Annotated in this window: 19 protein-coding genes and 1 tRNA gene; 9 read left to right on the top strand and 11 right to left on the bottom strand. The window is 68.2% G+C overall.

Annotation, left to right across the window (positions count from 1 at the left end; genetic code table 11):
* The first annotated feature begins 59 nt into the window (after positions 1-59).
* On the top strand, positions 60-842 hold the full coding sequence (locus tag C457_RS12355) for an alpha/beta fold hydrolase (protein WP_008095072.1): 783 nt from the start codon (positions 60-62) through the stop codon (positions 840-842).
* A 27-nt stretch (positions 843-869) separates the two neighbouring features.
* Here C457_RS12355 and panB read toward each other — a convergent pair whose 3' ends face one another.
* Complete coding sequence (gene panB, locus C457_RS12350) at positions 870-1,679, bottom strand: 3-methyl-2-oxobutanoate hydroxymethyltransferase (RefSeq protein ID WP_008095070.1); 810 nt, start codon at positions 1,677-1,679, stop codon at positions 870-872.
* Between the two features lie 142 nt (positions 1,680-1,821).
* On the opposite strand from panB, the gene C457_RS12345 reads away from it, so the two are divergent.
* From C457_RS12345 to C457_RS12335, 3 genes are all read left to right on the top strand, one after another.
* Positions 1,822-2,328, top strand: a complete 507-nt coding sequence (locus tag C457_RS12345) for a type IV pilin (RefSeq protein ID WP_008095068.1) — start codon at positions 1,822-1,824, stop codon at positions 2,326-2,328.
* Between the two features lie 135 nt (positions 2,329-2,463).
* Positions 2,464-2,700, top strand: a complete 237-nt coding sequence (locus C457_RS21055; protein WP_008095065.1) for a DUF5822 domain-containing protein — start codon at positions 2,464-2,466, stop codon at positions 2,698-2,700.
* A 94-nt stretch (positions 2,701-2,794) separates the two neighbouring features.
* Positions 2,795-3,643, top strand: coding sequence for a translation initiation factor eIF-2B (locus tag C457_RS12335; RefSeq protein WP_008095064.1), 849 nt, complete (start codon positions 2,795-2,797; stop codon positions 3,641-3,643).
* Positions 3,644-3,694: 51 nt separating this feature from the next.
* Here the strand turns inward: C457_RS12335 and C457_RS12330 are convergent, their stop codons facing one another.
* The 3 genes from C457_RS12330 to C457_RS12320 form a co-directional block, all read right to left on the bottom strand.
* Positions 3,695-4,813 carry a Gfo/Idh/MocA family protein gene (locus tag C457_RS12330; protein WP_008095062.1) on the bottom strand — a complete coding sequence of 373 codons (1,119 nt, stop codon included), beginning with the start codon at positions 4,811-4,813 and terminating at the stop codon, positions 3,695-3,697.
* 173 nt (positions 4,814-4,986) lie between these two features.
* Positions 4,987-5,955 (bottom strand): sugar phosphate isomerase/epimerase family protein, encoded by a 969-nt coding sequence (locus tag C457_RS12325; protein ID WP_004974649.1) that lies wholly within the window; start codon positions 5,953-5,955, stop codon positions 4,987-4,989.
* A gap of 109 nt (positions 5,956-6,064) precedes the next feature.
* On the bottom strand, positions 6,065-6,541 hold the full coding sequence (locus tag C457_RS12320; RefSeq protein ID WP_004969418.1) for a GNAT family N-acetyltransferase: 477 nt from the start codon (positions 6,539-6,541) through the stop codon (positions 6,065-6,067).
* Between the two features lie 178 nt (positions 6,542-6,719).
* Here C457_RS12320 and C457_RS12315 point away from each other — a divergent pair, with 178 nt between their 5' ends.
* From C457_RS12315 to C457_RS12305, 3 genes are all read left to right on the top strand, one after another.
* Positions 6,720-7,130 (top strand): archease, encoded by a 411-nt coding sequence (locus tag C457_RS12315; RefSeq protein ID WP_004042904.1) that lies wholly within the window; start codon positions 6,720-6,722, stop codon positions 7,128-7,130.
* Between the two features lie 91 nt (positions 7,131-7,221).
* Positions 7,222-8,334 carry a DoxX family protein gene (locus C457_RS12310; protein WP_008095057.1) on the top strand — a complete coding sequence of 371 codons (1,113 nt, stop codon included), beginning with the start codon at positions 7,222-7,224 and terminating at the stop codon, positions 8,332-8,334.
* A 37-nt stretch (positions 8,335-8,371) separates the two neighbouring features.
* Positions 8,372-9,877 (top strand): RtcB family protein, encoded by a 1,506-nt coding sequence (locus C457_RS12305; RefSeq protein WP_008095056.1) that lies wholly within the window; start codon positions 8,372-8,374, stop codon positions 9,875-9,877.
* A gap of 22 nt (positions 9,878-9,899) precedes the next feature.
* Here C457_RS12305 and C457_RS12300 read toward each other — a convergent pair whose 3' ends face one another.
* The 3 genes from C457_RS12300 to C457_RS12290 all read right to left on the bottom strand — a co-directional run bounded on the left by C457_RS12300 (position 9,900) and on the right by C457_RS12290 (position 11,502).
* Positions 9,900-10,247: a hypothetical protein gene (locus C457_RS12300; protein WP_008095054.1), complete on the bottom strand. Its 348-nt coding sequence runs from the start codon at positions 10,245-10,247 to the stop codon at positions 9,900-9,902.
* A 92-nt stretch (positions 10,248-10,339) separates the two neighbouring features.
* Complete coding sequence (locus C457_RS12295; RefSeq protein WP_008095052.1) at positions 10,340-10,753, bottom strand: hypothetical protein; 414 nt, start codon at positions 10,751-10,753, stop codon at positions 10,340-10,342.
* A 194-nt stretch (positions 10,754-10,947) separates the two neighbouring features.
* Positions 10,948-11,502: an HAD family hydrolase gene (locus tag C457_RS12290; RefSeq protein WP_008095050.1), complete on the bottom strand. Its 555-nt coding sequence runs from the start codon at positions 11,500-11,502 to the stop codon at positions 10,948-10,950.
* Positions 11,503-11,577: 75 nt separating this feature from the next.
* Here C457_RS12290 and C457_RS12285 point away from each other — a divergent pair, with 75 nt between their 5' ends.
* The gene (locus C457_RS12285; RefSeq protein WP_008095048.1) at positions 11,578-11,991 is read left to right on the top strand and encodes a hypothetical protein; all 414 of its coding nucleotides are present in this window, start codon (positions 11,578-11,580) and stop codon (positions 11,989-11,991) included.
* A 39-nt stretch (positions 11,992-12,030) separates the two neighbouring features.
* Here the strand turns inward: C457_RS12285 and C457_RS12280 are convergent, their stop codons facing one another.
* The 4 genes from C457_RS12280 to C457_RS12265 form a co-directional block, all read right to left on the bottom strand.
* Positions 12,031-13,176, bottom strand: coding sequence for an acyl-CoA dehydrogenase family protein (locus C457_RS12280; RefSeq protein WP_008095045.1), 1,146 nt, complete (start codon positions 13,174-13,176; stop codon positions 12,031-12,033).
* Positions 13,177-13,270: 94 nt separating this feature from the next.
* Positions 13,271-14,461, bottom strand: a complete 1,191-nt coding sequence (locus tag C457_RS12275; protein WP_008095043.1) for an alanyl-tRNA editing protein — start codon at positions 14,459-14,461, stop codon at positions 13,271-13,273.
* Positions 14,462-14,496: 35 nt separating this feature from the next.
* Positions 14,497-15,018 carry a helix-turn-helix domain-containing protein gene (locus C457_RS12270; protein ID WP_008095041.1) on the bottom strand — a complete coding sequence of 174 codons (522 nt, stop codon included), beginning with the start codon at positions 15,016-15,018 and terminating at the stop codon, positions 14,497-14,499.
* 231 nt (positions 15,019-15,249) lie between these two features.
* Positions 15,250-15,334: transfer RNA gene (locus tag C457_RS12265), tRNA-Leu, on the bottom strand.
* Positions 15,335-15,477: 143 nt separating this feature from the next.
* Between C457_RS12265 and C457_RS12260 the strand changes: the two genes are divergently transcribed.
* A complete protein-coding gene (locus C457_RS12260; RefSeq protein ID WP_008095039.1) occupies positions 15,478-16,038 on the top strand; it encodes a DUF420 domain-containing protein in 561 nt (186 codons plus the stop codon).
* The last annotated feature ends 341 nt before the right edge of the window (positions 16,039-16,379 follow it).

The following is a 16,379-nucleotide window of genomic DNA, read 5'->3' as shown; positions in this document are numbered from 1 at the left end:
CCGCCGAAACCCGGTGCCGGCGTGGGGGTTTATTGGCTCGCGGCGACCAGTTTCGAGGTATGGAGACGGCCTCGGCGGACCACCACGGACGAGAGACAGCCTATCGATACCGCGACGCGGGCGGAGAAGGACCGACGGTTCTCTGTGTCCACGGGAGCGGCGGCGCACACGGCGTCTGGCGCGGTCAGTTCCGCCTCGCGAGCGACTACCCGGTCGCCGCACTGGACCTGAGCGGCCACGGCGACAGCGACGACGTGAACGCCGACGTCGGCTACGAGACGCTCTCGGCCTACGTCGACGACGTGGTCGCCGTGGTCGAGGAAACCGACGCGAGCGTCCTCGTCGGCAACTCGCTCGGCGGCGCGGTCGTCCTGACGCTGGCGCTCGAACGCGACCTCGACCTCGACGCGCTGGTCCTCGCCGGCACGGGCGCGAAACTCGCCGTGCTCTCGGACCTGCTGAACTGGCTCGACGACGACTTCGACCGCGCCGTCTCGTTCCTTCACGGGGAAGACAAACTGTTCCACACCGACGACGAGCGACTCGTCGAGGGCTCCAAAGAAGCGATGTACGACGCGGGACAGGCCGTCACCCGCCGCGATTTCCGGTCGTGTCACACCTTCGATGTGCGCGACGAAATCGAGGGGATTTCGGTTCCGACGCTCGCGCTCGTCGGCGAGTACGACCGGCTGACGCCGCCGTCGTACCACGAGTACCTCGCCGAGACGATGCCCGACTGCGAACTCGAGACGGTCGAAGACGCCGCGCACCTTGCGATGCTCGAACAGCCGGCAGCGTTCAACGAGGCCGTGAAAACGTTCCTCGACAGCCGCATCGCGTGAGTTGAAGCCGCGCGGACGCGAGCCTCCTCAGTACAGTTCGTCGAGGTCGTCCTCGACGTGGCTGTGTTCGTCGGCCGGGAACTCGCCGGCCTCGACGGCGTCCCTGTACGCGCCGACCGCCGTCTCCATCTCGGATTTCACGTCGCCGAACTGGGCCGCAAACGGCGGCGTGCGGTCGCTCATCCCGACCACGTCGTCGACGACGAGCACCTGCCCGTCGCAGTCGGGGCCTGCGCCGATGCCAATCGTCGGGATGTCGATGGCCTCCGTGACCTGTTTTGCGAGGTTCGCCGGGACGTGTTCGAGGACGAGCGAGAACGCGCCCGCGTCGGCGTGGGCCTTCGCGAGGTCGAGAATCACCTGTGCGTCGTCGCGGTCCGTCCCCTGCCTGCCGTAGCCGACTTCCTTGACGCGCTGGGGGGTCAAGCCGAGGTGGGCCATCACGGGAATACCGAGCCGGACGAGGTGTTCTGTCAGCTCGACGGTGTGGGGTCCGCACTCCAGTTTGACCGCGTCGGCGTCGGCCTCCTTGAGCATCCGACCGCAGTGTTCGACGCTCGACGCCTCGTCCACGCCGAACGAGAGGAACGGCATGTCGGCGACGACGAGGGCGTCGTCGGCCGCGCGCGCCACCGCGGCGGTCCGGCTTGCTACGTCCTCGACGGTCACCGGCAGCGTCGAGTCGTAGCCGAGCGCCGTGTTGCCCATGCTGTCGCCGACGAGGATGATGTCGATTCCCGCCTCGTCGACGACGCTCGCGGTCGGCGCGTCGTACGCCGTGAGCATCGTGATGGGCTCGCTACCAGCCTTCGCTCGAATGGACCGTACCGTGACCATGCGTGCCGTTCGCGCGTCCGGGTTATCAGCCTTATCAGCCAACTCCAGCGCGCCGCGCGAGGTTCGCTCGTTGCGCCCGCTCACCCGAACCTGCGACCGAGGGAACACTTTACTCGGCGGAACGCGCCTGTGCGAACGACGCATGCCCGCCTCGTCGCCCTCCAACGACCGCTCCGCCCGCGGCCTCTCGCCGGTCGTCGGCGTCTCGCTCCTCGTCGTCATCGTCGTCCTCCTCGCCGCCACGGTCGGCGTGATGGTGATGGGGTTCGAGGACGTGCTCTCCGAGCCTCAACCGCAGGTGTCGTTCGACGTGGACTACCACCCCGACGGCCCGGATAACGGCGCGAACGGCGCGTACATCAACATCACCCACGAGTTCGGCAGTCTCGAAGACGGCAGTCGGGTGTTCGTCGTCGACGACGCCAACAACCGCATCGCGTGGGAAGACGTGTGGACCGGCGGCGAGACGGTCGGTCCCGCGGGCGAGTACGCCCACATCGACGGTGCTGGCTCCGACAGCGCGCTGAAGCCCATTTGCGAGGCGGGCCAGCGCTACCGGGTCGTCATCGAACACGAAGACGGGTCGTCGAGTATCCTCGTCGACTACGAGATTCCGACCGAGCCGACCTCCAAAAGCGCCGCCTGCTGAGCGACGGGGCACACCGGAACGCCGGCACCGCGGGTCGCGAGCGCGAACCGGCACGCATTAGCCGTCCCCGTGATACTGCTACCCGTGCAACCAGTCGAGCGCTCGAATCCGGACGGCGTCGATTACGGGTGGGTCATGCAGATGACCTTCGTCACGACGATTCTCGTCGGGTCGCCCATCGTCGCGGTCCTCTCCGTGAACGCGGGGCTCCAGACGTGGGGCGCGCGCGCCGAGTTCGCGATTCGCGTCGGCGCGGTCATCTGGTTCGTGACCGCCGTCGTCCTGTTCGTCTACGCCAAGCGGACCAACGCGGGCGACGGCGGGACGTCCCCCGAGGCGGAGTTAGACACCGACATCGACGCGGAGGACTGAGGCCGGCGCGAACGCGGCGACCGGGGACGCCCCCCGCGACCGCGACGGCGCTCGCTCCCGGAAACTCTTTCACACGATACGGCGACGTTCTCGTATGATAGACGAGACCATCGAGGAGATTCGCGAGATGCAGACGCACAGCTCCTCGGTCGTCGCCGTCAAGGCCACGCGGGCGCTCGCGGAGTTGACGGAGCGCGACTACGCGACCGTCGAGGAGTTCGAACGCGACCTCGAGCGCAACGTCGGCGCGCTCAAGCGGGCGAACCCGTCGCACGCGTCGTTGTACAACGCCTTACAGGACGTGCTTCACAGCATCCAAGGCGAGGTCGACGACCTCGACGAGGCGCGGGACCTCACCTTGGCGACTATCGACCGCGTGGTCGAGAACGTCGAGACGGGCAAGCGCCACGCCGCCCAGCAGGCGGCCGCGACCATCGAGGACGGCCAGACGTTCCTCACTCACGACTACTCCTCGACGGTCATGGAGGCCGTCGAACTCGCCGTCGCCGACGGCGCGGAACTCACCGCCTACGTGACCGAGGCCCGCCCGCGCTTCCTCGGCCGGAAGTTCGCGCGCGAACTCGCCGCCATCGAGGACGTCGAGCCGCACCTGATGGTCGACGGCGCGTCGGGGATGTTCCTCCCGAAGTGCGACCGCGTCATCATCGGCATGGACTGTATCGTCGAGGAGACGCTCTACAACCGCATCGGGACGTTCCCGCTCGTCGCCGCCGCCAACGAGGTCGGCGTGCCGGTCACGGTCGTCGGCTCGGGCGCGAAGGTCGTCGACGGCGGCTTCCGCTTCGAAAACGAGATTCGCTCGCCCAGCGAGGTCATGCTCGAACCCGTCGAGGGCATCGAGCTGGAGAACCCCGCCTACGACGCCACACCGGTCGAACTCATCGACGAGGTCATCACCGACGAGGGCGTCATCGAGTTCTGAGCGGGCGGCGACTCGCCCGCGGTTCGTTCGGGTTTCGTCGCTTCGACGCCGTCAGCCGAGGCTGACCCACTCGCCGGTCTCGTCGGAGCGCTCGATGGCGTCGAGCACTTCTTGAACCTCGTAGGCGTCCTCGAACGAGGGCGAGAAGTCGCCGCCGTCGGCGACCGCCGACAGGAACTCGTAGTTCTCGTGGACGAAGGTGTGTTCCCAGCCGAGGACGTGGCCCGGCGGCCACCAGTGGTCGAGGTAGGGGTCGTCCTCGTCGGTGACCAGCACCGTCTCGTAGCCGCGGGCGTCGCCGGTCTTCACCTCCAGTTCGTTGAGGCGTTCGAGCGAGAACTGCAGGCTCCCCTCGGAGCCGTGAATCTCGATGGTGTGGTCGTTCTTGTGGCCGTCGGCGAACCGCGAAGCCTCGAAGTTCCCGACCGCGCCGTTTCCGAACTCCGCCTGCGCGGTGTAGGCGTCGTCGACGGTCACGGGCTTGTACTCGTCCGCGCCGGGCACGGGCCGCTCGTCGACGAACGTCTGGAGGTGCCCGGAGATGCGTTCGATGTCGCCCGCGGCGTCGCGGACGAGGAAGCGCGCGAGGTCGACCGTGTGCGCGCCGAGGTCGCCGAGCGCGCCGGAGCCGGCGAGTTCCTCATCGTTCCGCCACGACCACGGCGCTTCGGGGTCGACGAGCCAGTCCTGCAGGTAACGCCCGCGGACGTGCCGAATCTCGCCGAGTTCGCCGTCTTCGATGAGTCCCTTCGCGTACCGGATGGCGGGGACGAAGCGGTAGTTGAACGCGCAGCCGGCGACGCCGTCGGCCGCGCGGGCGGCGTCGCGCATCGCCTTGGCCTCGTCGAGCGTCGGCGCGAGCGGCTTCTCGCAGAAGACGCTAGCACCGGCTTCGAGCGCGGCGACGGAGGGTTCGGCGTGGAGGTGGTTCGGGCCGAGGTTGTAGAACACGTCCACGTCGTCGACCACGTCGCGCCAGTCGGTCGCGGTCGATTCGAAGCCGAATCGGTCTGCGGCGTCGGCGAGCGCCTCCTCGTTGCGGCCGACGATGACGGAGCGCTCCACGTCGGGCGCGTCGGGGAAGAACATCGGCAGGCGGGCGAGCGCGTTGGAGTGGGCCTTCCCCATGAAGCGGTAGCCGAGGACGCCGACTGAGAGCGGTTCAGTCATTGCGCCACCTCCGTGCCCGATGCGGTACCGCGGGCGAGGCCGGAGGCCGAGTCTCGCGGCACTTTTTGGTCCAGATTTTTGGGGTGAGCGGGTCGCGAAGCGGCCCCGAACCGCAAAAAGGTGGGCCTGAAGCGGTAGCCGAGAACGCCGATTTTGAGGGGTTCAGACATGAGTTATTCCGCCCAGTAGGCTTCGCCGGGTTGCGTCTCGAAGACGGCCCGCGAGAGCACGTCGACGGCCTTTTCGAGGCCCTCCTTGGACGACGTGAGCGCGTCCTCGTGTTCGATGGAGAGCGCGCCCTCGTAGCCGACCATCCGGAGCGTCGAGACCACGTCCTTCCAGTGGCCTTCGTCGTGGCCGTAGCCGATAGAGCGGAACAGCCACGAGCGGTCGGCGGTGTCCGCGTAGGAGGTCGTGTCGAGGACGCCCTTGATGCGCGACTCGGACTCGTAGACCTTCGTGTCCTTCGCGTGGAAGTGGTGGATGGCGTCCTCCTCGCCGAGGAACCGAATCGCGTCGGTGATGGAGATGTCCTGCCAGTAGAGGTGCGAGGGGTCGAAGTTCGCGCCGATGCGCTCGTTCGTCGCCTCGCGGAGCTTCAGCATGCCCGTGGGCTCGTAGACGAGCATGTTCGGGTGCATCTCGATGGCGATGTCCACGCCGTGGTCGTCGGCGAACGCGGCGAGGTCCGACCAGTAGTCGACGGCGACCTCCCACTGGTAGTCGTGGGCGTCGGCGTGCTCGGTCGGCCACGGCGCGGTAATCCAGTTCGGTACCTCGTCGTTCGGGCCGCCGGCGGGGAGTCCCGAGAAACAGGTGACGGTGTTCACGTCGAGGGCGTCCGCGAGTTCGATGGCCTCGCGGAGTTCGGTGTCGGCCTCGGCGGCCGTCTCCTCGACGGGGTGAAGCGGGTTGTTGTGCGTCGCGAGCGCGCTGATTTGCAGGTCTCGGCTCTCGACCGAGTCGAGGAGGTCGGCCTGCGCGTCGTCGTCCGCGAGGACGGCGCTTCGGTCGACGTGGTCCTCGCCGGGCCAGCCGCCGACGGCGAGTTCGACGCCGTCGACGCCGATACCGGACAGGTAGTCGAGCGCGTCGTCGAGGGGTTCGTCTCCGAGCGGGACGGTGAGCACTCCGATGTACATATCAACCACATATACTAGGAAGTGAATAAAAATTAAGGATACACGCAACCGGGTCGACGGCGGCGCAGCGGCTCTCCGAATCGGCGTCGAATACGGTTCTGTCAGGCGATTACCGGCGGAGGAACTCCGAGAGCTTCTCTCTGAGGCCGGCTTCCTCGCCGAGTCGGAGGTAGAAGGCGGCCCCGCCGTCCTCGTAGTAGTTGTCGATGCGGCGGCGGACCTCGAAGCCCATCCGCTCGTAGAAGTCGAGGGCGTTCGTGTTCGTCGTCCGGGCGTGACAGGTCACGACCGGATGCTCCCTCGCGACCTCGGCGACGAGTCGCTTGCCGTAGCCCTCGCCGCGGGCGTCGGGCGAGACCGCGAGAAAGAGGATGTAGCCGTCGCGCCGCGTGGAGGCGAACGCGACGAGCGCGTCGTTCTCGTAGAGGAGATACGTGTTCGACCGGCGGTAGGCGTCCATGAAGAAGCCCCGGCGCTGTTTCAGGAGCCCCTCCTCGACCCGAATCCGCTCTTTCAGGTCCCACGCCTCCTCGGCGTACTCGCGCTGGCCGGGGGCGTCGACCCGCATCTCCACGTTGACGCTCACGTCCCGTCGTAGCCGGAGCGAGAATATAATTCCACCGTCCGTTTGCAGGTCCGACCGAAGCCGCCGTCGGCAAACCGGATAGCTCACCGACACGAACGACGCGCGAACGCGGGGGGTCCGGGACGCGAACCCGTCGCCGACCGAAAGGACGAGGGTCGGCGGCGTCCCTCCCTCCGGTATGGGATTCACGCTCCGCGACCACACCGCCGACGTGGCCGTCGAGGCCGACGGCGAGAGCCTCGGTGCCGTCTTCGCCGCCGTCGCCGACGGGCTCACCGCCGCGATGTGCGACGACCCCGCCGAGACGGGCGACCGCTTTTCGTTCGCCGTCCGCGCTGAGGGCCGCGAGGCGCTGTTGTTCGACTACCTCGACCAACTCATCTACGAGCGCGACGTGCGCGGCGTCCTCCCCGCGGCCCACGAGGCAACCGTCCGGCTGGAGGGCGACGAGTGGGTCGTCGAGGCGTCCGCACGCGGCGTCCCCTTCGCCGACGTGGACGCCCGCGACGTGAAGGCTGTCACCTACTCCGAGATGCGACTGGCGGAGACCGACGCCGGGTGGGAGGCGTACGTCGTCTTCGACGTGTGACGTTCCGATTCAATCGTTTCATACCTTCTCTCGCCCGGTTTCGGCTGTATTCATCCCGCGCCGTTATGTTCGTTCGGTCGTAACCCGGGACATGACACAGCACGTCCGCGGGGCGACCCGACTCGCCGGCCTCGTCGCGCTCCTCGCGGCGGGGGCGGGGAGCGCGAGCGCGCACGTCAAGTACGTGACGCCGGGGAGCGACCCCGTCGAAGTGGCGGCGTTTCTGTCGGCTGCGCTGACCGACCCGTTCAATCTCGCCGTCCTCGGCGCGGGCGGCGTCGGTGTCGCGGTCGCCGGTGCGGCCTACCTTCGGTTCCGACCGCTCCCGAACGACGTTCGGGCGTTCCGCCGAACGATGGCGTCCTACGAGTCGCTTCTCCCGTGGCTCCTCCGCCTCGCGGTTGGGCTCCCGCTCGTCGGCGCGGGGTTTTCGGGCTACTTCTTCTCGCCCGCAGTCCAGTCCTCGTCGCCCGTCTTCGTCCGACTGTTCGGCATCACGGTCGGGTTCCTCCTGCTGTTCGGGTTCGGGACGCGCCTCGTCGCCGCGGTCGGCCTCGGAACCTACCTCGTCGGACTGGCGGTCGAGCCGGCGTTAGTCCTCGCGTTCGAGTACGTGCCGGGCTTCCTCGCCATCGCACTCGTCGGCGGCGGCCGCCCCAGCGCTGACCACGTCGTCGCCTCGATGGCCGCCGACGACCGGACGTTCTACTCCCGCATCGACCCGTTCTATCGTCGGGTCGCCCTCCCGTTCGTCGAGCGGACTCGCCACCTCGAAGCCTACGTGCCCGCGGTTCTCCGGGTCGGCCTCGGCCTCACGTTCGTCTACCTCGGCGTCGCTCAGAAGCTCATGGAGCCGGGCGACGCGCTTGCGGTCGTCGCCAAGTACGACCTCACCGCGGTCGTCCCGGTCGCACCAGAACTGTGGGTCGTCGGCGCGGGGCTGACTGAGGCGCTCGTCGGCGTCCTGCTCGTCGCCGGCGCGTTCACCAGAGCGGCCTCCGGCGTCGCCTTCCTGCTGTTCACGACGACGCTGTTCGGCCTGCCGGACGACCCCGTGCTGGCGCACATCTCGCTTTTCGGTCTCGTGTCGGCGCTGCTCGTGACCGGCGGCGGGCCGCTGTCCGTCGACCGCGCGCTCTCCGACCGCGGCGCGGGCGACGCCGAGAGCGACGGCGACGCGTCTGGGCGGTCCGCCGGCGCGTGACGGAATCCTATTGAGTCGCCGCGTCGATTGTCCGGATATGGAAACGCGCGAGTTCGGCGACATCGAACTGCGACAGGTTCGCGAGCACGTCTGGGAGATTCCGCGGGAGGGCGAGATGAACGCCCCCGCGCGGGTGCTGGCCTCCGAGGCGCTGCTCGACCACATCGGCGACGACAAGACGCTCGAACAGCTGCGGAACGCGACGCACCTGCCGGGTATCACCAAACACGCCATCTGCATGCCCGACGGCCACCAGGGCTACGGGTTCCCGGTCGGCGGCGTCGGCGCGACCGACGCCACGGACGGCTGTCTCTCGCCCGGCGCGGTCGGCTACGACATCAACTGCGGCGTCCGGATGATGACGACGAACCTCACCTACGAGGACCTCCAGGGACACGAGGAGGAACTCGTCGACGCCCTGTTCGAGGCGGTACCCTCGGGCCTCGGCGGCGGCGGCGTCGTCACGGGCGACGCCGAGACCATCGAGGACATCCTCGCCCGCGGGATGCGCTGGGCGGTCGACGCCGGCTACGCCACGGACGACGACCTCGCCCACTGCGAAGACGAGGGCTTCCGCGACGACGCCCGCCCCGAGTTCGTCTCGCAGAAGGCGAAGGACCGCGGCCGTAACCAAATCGGCAGTCTCGGCTCCGGGAACCACTTCCTCGAAGTCCAGCGCGTCACGGACATCTACCGCGAGGACGTGGCCGAGTCGTTCGGCCTCGAAGCCGACCAAATCGTCGTGCTCATCCACTGCGGCTCCCGCGGCCTCGGCCACCAGACCTGCACCGACTACCTCCGACGCATCGAGAAGGAACACAAGGACCTGCTCGACGACCTCCCGGACAAGGAGCTCGCGGCCGCGCCCGCCGGCTCCGCGCTCGCAGAAGAGTACTACGGCGCGATGTGCGCCGCCATCAACTTCGCGTGGGTGAACCGACAGCTCATCATGCACCGCACGCGCGAGGTGTTCGCCGACGTGTTCGACCGCGACTGGCGCGACATGGAGATGCGCCTTCTGTACGACGTCGCGCACAACATCGCCAAGAAGGAAGTCCATGAAGTCGGGGTCGACCCGGAGGGGCGACCTGTGCGAGACAGCGACGCCGTCGAGCGCGAGGAGCGCGAACTCTACGTCCACCGAAAGGGGGCGACGCGGGCGTTCCCCGCGGGGCGACCCGAACTGCCGCCCGCCTACGCCGAGGTGGGTCAGCCGGTCATCATCCCCGGCAGCATGGGCGCGGGGAGCTACGTCCTCCGGGGCGGCGACCAGTCGCTCGACCTCACCTTCGGCTCGACGGCCCACGGCGCGGGCCGACTTATGAGCCGAACCAAAGCGAAACAGGAGTACTGGGGAGAGACGGTGCAGGACGAACTCCGCGAGCAGGAGAAGATATACGTGAAGGCCCAGTCGGGCGCGACGGTCGCAGAAGAAGCGCCCGGCGTCTACAAGGACGTGGACGAGGTCGTCCGCGTCTCGGACGAACTGGGCATCGGCGACAAGGTCGCGCGGACGTTCCCCGTCTGCAACATCAAGGGCTGAGCTCCCGACCCGTGTTCGCGGCTCAGGCGGCGGTCGTTCCGACCGTGCGGCGCTTGTAGAAGTAGTACGCGAGCGCCGCGAGACCGACGAAGACCGCGGTCACGCCGTCGCCGACCGCGCCGCCGGAGAGGAGCGCCGAGACGACGCTTCCGAGGCCGAGCGCGAGGACGAGCAGGCCGCCGCCGAGAATCCACGCCCGCGAGTCGCGGCCGACCTCGTCGTAGTGGCCGCTCTCGATGAGCGCCATCTCCTTTCTGTGTTCGAGGTAGACCACCGCGCCGGCGAACGCGAAGATGACGACGGCGATGACGACGAACGGGACGAAGAACAGCGCGTCACCGAGACCGAACGTGGACTGAATGGGAACCATGATAGATAGTCGACGCGTGAGCTATTGAATACGGAGTGACGCGCGTTCGCACGACTCGGACGTACGTCGCGGGCGCGGAGGCTCCCGAAGACTCAGAACCCGTCGGGACCGCGCGGCCCCGCGTCCGGACCTCGTGGGCCCGACGGACCGGACGGGCCTCCCCCGCCGATGACGACGTAGTCGCTCTCGGGGACGGCTTCGACCTCGCGGCCATTCTCGTATCTGACGAACGAGAGGTAGAACTCGCGGCCGCACGGCGACGCCAGCGTGGGGTTCTCCACGTCGTCGGCATCGACCACGTCACCGGTCCACGACAGGCCGGGGGCGTCGCTCTCGCCGCAGGCGAACCGGACGCCCTCGGCGTCTTCGAAGTCGTCGGTCGGGTCGGCGTACGACCAGCCTTCGAGCGGGTACGGCGTCACCGACTTGTCGGCCAGGTAGCCGTCGCGTTCGAGTTCGACGACCGCGCCGCAGTGCGGACAGTAGTACGAGACCGGAAATCCCATGCGTGACCGTAGGACTCGGCGGGCTTAACGGCCGCGCCGGAGCGGAGGTTTATCACCGATTCCGCGGCCAGCGCCCCCGTGCGTTGAGCATCGCCGCCGGGCGAGACGCGGGAGCGCGGCACGCCGTCCGGCGGAGCGAACGTGCCGCCTGTTCGCCCTGCATCTCTCGATTTCTGCTTCCTCAGAGCCTCGTCTCAGACGCCCGACGGGCCGCCGTCGACGTATCTGAAGGCGACGCCCGCGCGGTCGGCGGTCACCTCGTCGCGACCGGAATCGCCGACGAACACGGCCGAGTCGGGGTCGACCGCCATCCGTTCGAGCGTCGCGAGCAACGGCTCCGGGTCGGGCTTGCGGGTCGCCACGGTGTCGCGGCCGACGACGGCGTCGACGTGCCCCGTGAGGTCGTGCACGTCGAGCGCGACCCGGCAGGCGTCCTCGGCGTTGAGCGAGCAGACGCCGGAGGGGACGCCGTCGTCAGCGAGGTAGTCCGCGAGCGGGAGACGGTCGGAGACCCACGCGCCCTCTCGCTCGTGCGCCGCGAGCTCCCGCTCCAGTTCGTCGCGGACGCCGGCCTCGTCGGCCGCGTCGAGCATCTTCCAGAGGTCCAGCGAGTCGGCGTCGACGCCAGCGTCGCGCAGGACGGCTGCGGCGTCGCTGGCGGCGTCGTCCCAGTCGACGCGGAGGTTAACGAGCGTGCCGTCGAGGTCGTAGACGACGGCGTCGAACGCCGAGAGGTCGGGGAGCGTCATTGCCCGCAGTAGGGAACCGCGGGGAAAAGACGCTTCGGGAGAAGGCCTATACGGAAAACCGGCGTCGCCTCCGATATGGCATCTCCGCTCCGCGAACGCCTCGCCCCAGTCCTCCCGTCGCTCGTCGTCGCGGCCGGCGTCTTCCTCCCGTGGATACAGGTCGACCCAGCCCACGAAGGTCCGGTTATCTCCGTCTACTACGGCGGCATGGGAAACGGTCTGGAGCTCGTCCACGGCATCGTCCTCCTCCCGACAGTCGTCCTGCTCTCCGTGGCCGCGCTCGCCGGACGGCGGTCCCGCCGCGCGGAACTCGTCGTCGGCGTCGTCGGGACCGTCGCAGTCCTGCGGTTCATCCAACTGTGGGACGAGACGTTCGTCTCGGCGGCGGGCGCGTGGGTGACGCTCGTCGGATGTATCTTCCTCGCGGGCGTCGCCGCGGTCGACGTCGTCCGCGAGCGGGGACTGCCGACGCTCGCCCGGAGTCCGTGAGCGACCCGACCGGGTGAAAAAGCGGGCTGGCTCGCCCCTTCAGTCGAGGAGCGACCGCGCGATAATCTCCTTTTGAATCTCGCTGGTCCCCTCGTAGATGGTCGTAATCTTCGAGTCGCGGTAGTAGCGTTCCACGTCGAAGTCGGTGGTGTAGCCGTAGCCGCCGTGGACCTGCACCGCCTCGTTCGTCACGTCGACCGCGGCCTCGCTGGCGAAGTACTTCGCGATGGACGCCGCGGTCCGCGGGTCGTCGCCGGCGTCGGCGACGCGAGCGGCCTCGCGGACGAGCATCCGCGAGGCGTGGACCTGCGTGCCCATGTCGGCGATTTTGTGGCGAATCGCCTGAATCTTCGAGATGGGGTTGTCGAACTGCTCGCGCTCGTTCGCGTAGTCGATGGCGTCGTCGAGCGCGGCCTGCGCGAGTCCCACGGCCTGCGAGGCGATGCCGATTCGGCCGCCGGTCAGAATGCGGAAGGCGGCGGAGAGTCCCTTGCCCTCCTCGGTGAGTCGGTTTTCCGCAGGGATGCGAACGTCGTCGAAGAGGAGCGCCGTCGTGTCGGAGGCGCGGAGGCCGAGTTTTTCCTCTTTCTTGCCGACCTCGTAGCCGGCCTCCTTCGGGACGAGGAACTGCGTGACCGACGACGGGTCGTCGGGGTCGGTCTTGGCGAAGAGGATGCAGACGCCGCCGCGCTGGCCGTTCGTTATCCACTGCTTTTTGCCGTTGATGACGTACTCGTCGCCCTCTCGTCGGGCGACCGTCGACATCTCCGCGGGGTTCGACCCGGCGTCCGGTTCGGAGAGTCCGAACATGCCGACCGGCCGGCCGCGAGCCATCTCGGGGAGCCACGTTTCCTTCTGTTCCTCGGTAGCGAACTCGGCGATGCACTCGGTCGCGAGACAGTGCACGGAGAGCGCGGTCGCAACGGCGAGTTGGCCGTAGGCGACCTCCTCGTTGACGACGGCGTAGGTGGCGCGGTCGGCGCCGAACCCACCGTACTCCTCGGGGACGGTCAGACCGGTCAGGTCGAGTTCGGCGAGGCCGTCCCACACGTCCTCCGGGAACGTCTCCGTCTCGTCGGCCTCGCGCGCGGTCGGGCGAATCTCCTCGACGGCGAACTCGTGGACCACGTCGCGGATGGCCCGTTGCTCGTCGGTCAGACCCGTGGCAGACCCTACGGTTTCCATGGTGATGAGTACGGACCATCATTGAAAAAGATGATTGAACCGCCGGTCGTCCGTCGGGCGTCAGCACGCCACAGTATCGGTGGTCAGAGTCAACTCAGTCGCGTAAGTACGCCAGCACCTCGTCGGCCGGCGCGCCGAGACCGCCGCCCTGCGCGAAGGTCGGCCCGCCGCCGCCGCCGCCGCCGAACTCGCCTGTCACCTCGGCGACGACGTCGCCGGCGGCCGCGTCGCCGGCGCTAGCGACGACGACGAACGGCGTGTCGGACTCGCCGACGGCGACGACCACGTCCGCACCGTCGCGGGCCTCCTTGGCCGCGTCGCCGACCTCGTTCGCGTCGAAGCCGGAGACCGCACCGACCCGCCACGTCAGTCCGTCGCGTTCGACCGTCTCGAAGTCCGCAAGTCGGGAGCGCAGTACCTCGGACTTCAGGTCGGCGAGTTCGGATTCCAGTTCTTCGCGCGCGGCCGCGACAGTGGCGGCTGACTCTCCGAGACCGTCGAGGTTCGTTCCGAGCGCTCGGGCGGCCTCGTAGGCGGACGTTCGAACTGCGGCACGGCGGTCGATAGCTGAGGCACCGACCGCGAACTCGACGCGGGTGAGTCCCTCGCCGGGGTTCGACCGACCGAGCACCTCGACCGACCCGATTTCGACGGTGTTCGAGACGTGCGTCCCGCCGCAGGCCGCCCAGTCCCAGCCGTCGATGGAGACGACCCGGACGGTTTCGGACTCGGCAAAGACGCCCTCCTCGGTCTTGACGTTGAACGCGATTTCCTCGCGCTCGCGGGCCTCCGAGACGGGAATCTCCTCCCACGACACCTCGCGGCTGTCCCACACCGCTCGATTGACGAGACGCTCCAGTTCGACGAGCGCGTCGTCGTCGACCTCGGTCGAGGTCTCGAAATCGACGCGGACCTTCTCCGCGGAGATGTCGAAGCCGCCGTAGCCGAGGTCGTCGAAGATGCGGCGACCCGCGCCGTAGAGGACGTGACTCGCGGTGTGCGCCCGCATACAGTACGTCCGGAAGTCGTCGTCGACGACGCCGGTCACCTCGTCGCCGACGCCGAAGTCGGGGTCGGCCGCGAGGTCGTGGACGATCGTTCCGTCGGCTTCGCTTCGGACGTGTTCGACGGCGACGCCGCCGAGAACACCGCGGTCGGCGGGCTGACCGCCGCCTTCGGGGTAGAAGTACGTCTCGTCGAGGACGACCGACCGACCGTCGACGCGCGTCACCGTCGCGTCGAACGCCCGGACCGTCGGGGACTCGGGTGCGAGTGAGTCGGACATATGCGCGTCGAGACGCCCGACCGAGAAAAATCGTGCTACTCGTCGACGAGGGTCACGCCGAGGCGCTCTTCGAGCGCGCGGATGGCCGAGCCGCCGATGTTCGCCCGCGTGGCCCGGCCCTGTTCGATGGCGAGCAGTTGCTTCTCGTCGAGTTCGAGTTCGTCGGCGAGGTCGGAGAGTTGGAGGCCGGCGTCCTGCCGGGCGGACTCGACGACGCCGCCGTAACCGGAGACGAGGTAGGGGAGCCGGTCTTTCTCGTAGTTCGTCCCCTTTTCCTCCCAGTGTTTGGAGTCTCCCTTCGCGCTGTCGTACATCTTGGCGGTGCGCTGGGCGGCGCGCTTCTTGCGGTTCCGCTCGGAGCCGTCGCGCGAGGCGTCGGTCGACTCGTTTTTTCGGTCCGCGTGGCGGTTCTCGCCGTGCGGCGCGCAGTCCGGACAGACCAACAGGTCCGCGCCGGCCACGTTCGCGCGCCGGAGCTTCGCGGTGCTGCGACCGCAGAGTTCGCAACTGTCGCCGTCGCCGCCGCCACCGCCCCGGTTCGTCGAGTACTTGGCCATGCCGCGTGTTACTCGTTCGACCCTTTTAAACTCGCGGCACGGGACGGCGGTCGATGGTCGAAGTCGGCGGCGGCACGGTCGCTGGCCGGTGAATAACGAGACGTTCAGAGAGGTGTTCCTCAGCGAGGAGCAGGGCAGAGAAACCCAGAGAGGAATCTCTCAGGGATGTAGTTTCGTGGAAGGATTGTGCGTGGGTGATGTCCGTGTAGGGACGTCACCTGCATCTTGCGATGCGTGGGACCGGATTTGAACCGGCGGACCTCTACAGGACAGCGCCCTCAACGCTGCGCCGTTGGCCTGGCTTGGCTACCCACGCTCGCTGTGTCTTGCTGCACTCTCGTTTACCCCGCGGTAATTTAAATGACTTTCCTTTCGACTCGGCAATGTCGGGCGTTTGCAGGCGCCGTGCCGCGGGCGGGCGACAGAACGATTTTGGCCTCGCAGCACCGGGATACGCCTATGGAGTTCCGAGCACGCGACCACGTCCGCGGACTGACTGCGATTCTCTCGGTGCTGTCGCTCGCGCTCGTCTTCGGGGCGGCGCTCGGCGCGATTCCTCGCGCCGCGATTCCGACTGCTCCCGAGGCCGTGCTGAACGCGATCCCGCACGTGAACGCGGTCATCAGCACCGTCGCCATCGTCACCATCCTCGCCGGCGTCCGGTTCGTCCGCCGCGGCGAAATCGAGCGCCACCGGCGTATGATGCTCGCCTCGTTCCTCCTCTTTGCGACGTTTCTCGTCCTCTATCTCTACAAGGTCGTCGTCCAGGGAACCGCGGAGTTCCCCGGCCCCGACGTGGTCTACCAGTTCGTCTACCTCCCGACGCTGGCGGTTCACATCCTCTTGGCCGTCGTCTGTGTCCCCGTCGTCTACTACGCTCTGCTGTTGGCGCTGACGCGACCGATAACCGAGGTCTTCGGGACGGAACACGCCCGGTTCGGCCGCGTCGCGGCCTCGCTGTGGCTCGTCTCGTTCGTCCTCGGAAACGTCGTCTACACCCTCCTCTACGTCGTCTACTGAGCCGGGAGTCGGCGAGCGCCGCCGCTCCGGCGTTCAAAGGGAGTACCCGTCCGACGCCCGCGGCGGGGCGCGGCCCGAGGGCCGTTGGTTCGGACGGGCGGTAGTACGTGGTGCGACCGGCAGGTCACAGAGACGGGGCGTGCGGGCCCTCCCGCGGCGTTCCACCGCCCCGTCGATTCGCACTCCGTACTCCGCTCGCAACCCGGTCCTCGGCGAGTCGGAGTACAGTTCGAACCACGGGCGCGAGAGAAAAGAAAGGCCGCGTTGATTATGCTATCGAGGCTCCCGGTGACTGTCAGACGGAGCGATAGGTCGGGGGTCGGGGGGACGAGACGGGTGAG

This window comes from Haloferax prahovense DSM 18310, assembly GCF_000336815.1.
In the GTDB taxonomy this organism is placed as follows: Archaea; Halobacteriota; Halobacteria; order Halobacteriales; family Haloferacaceae; genus Haloferax; species Haloferax prahovense.
Note: the sequence above shows the minus strand (reverse complement) of the source record. Positions and strands in the feature narration are given on the sequence as shown.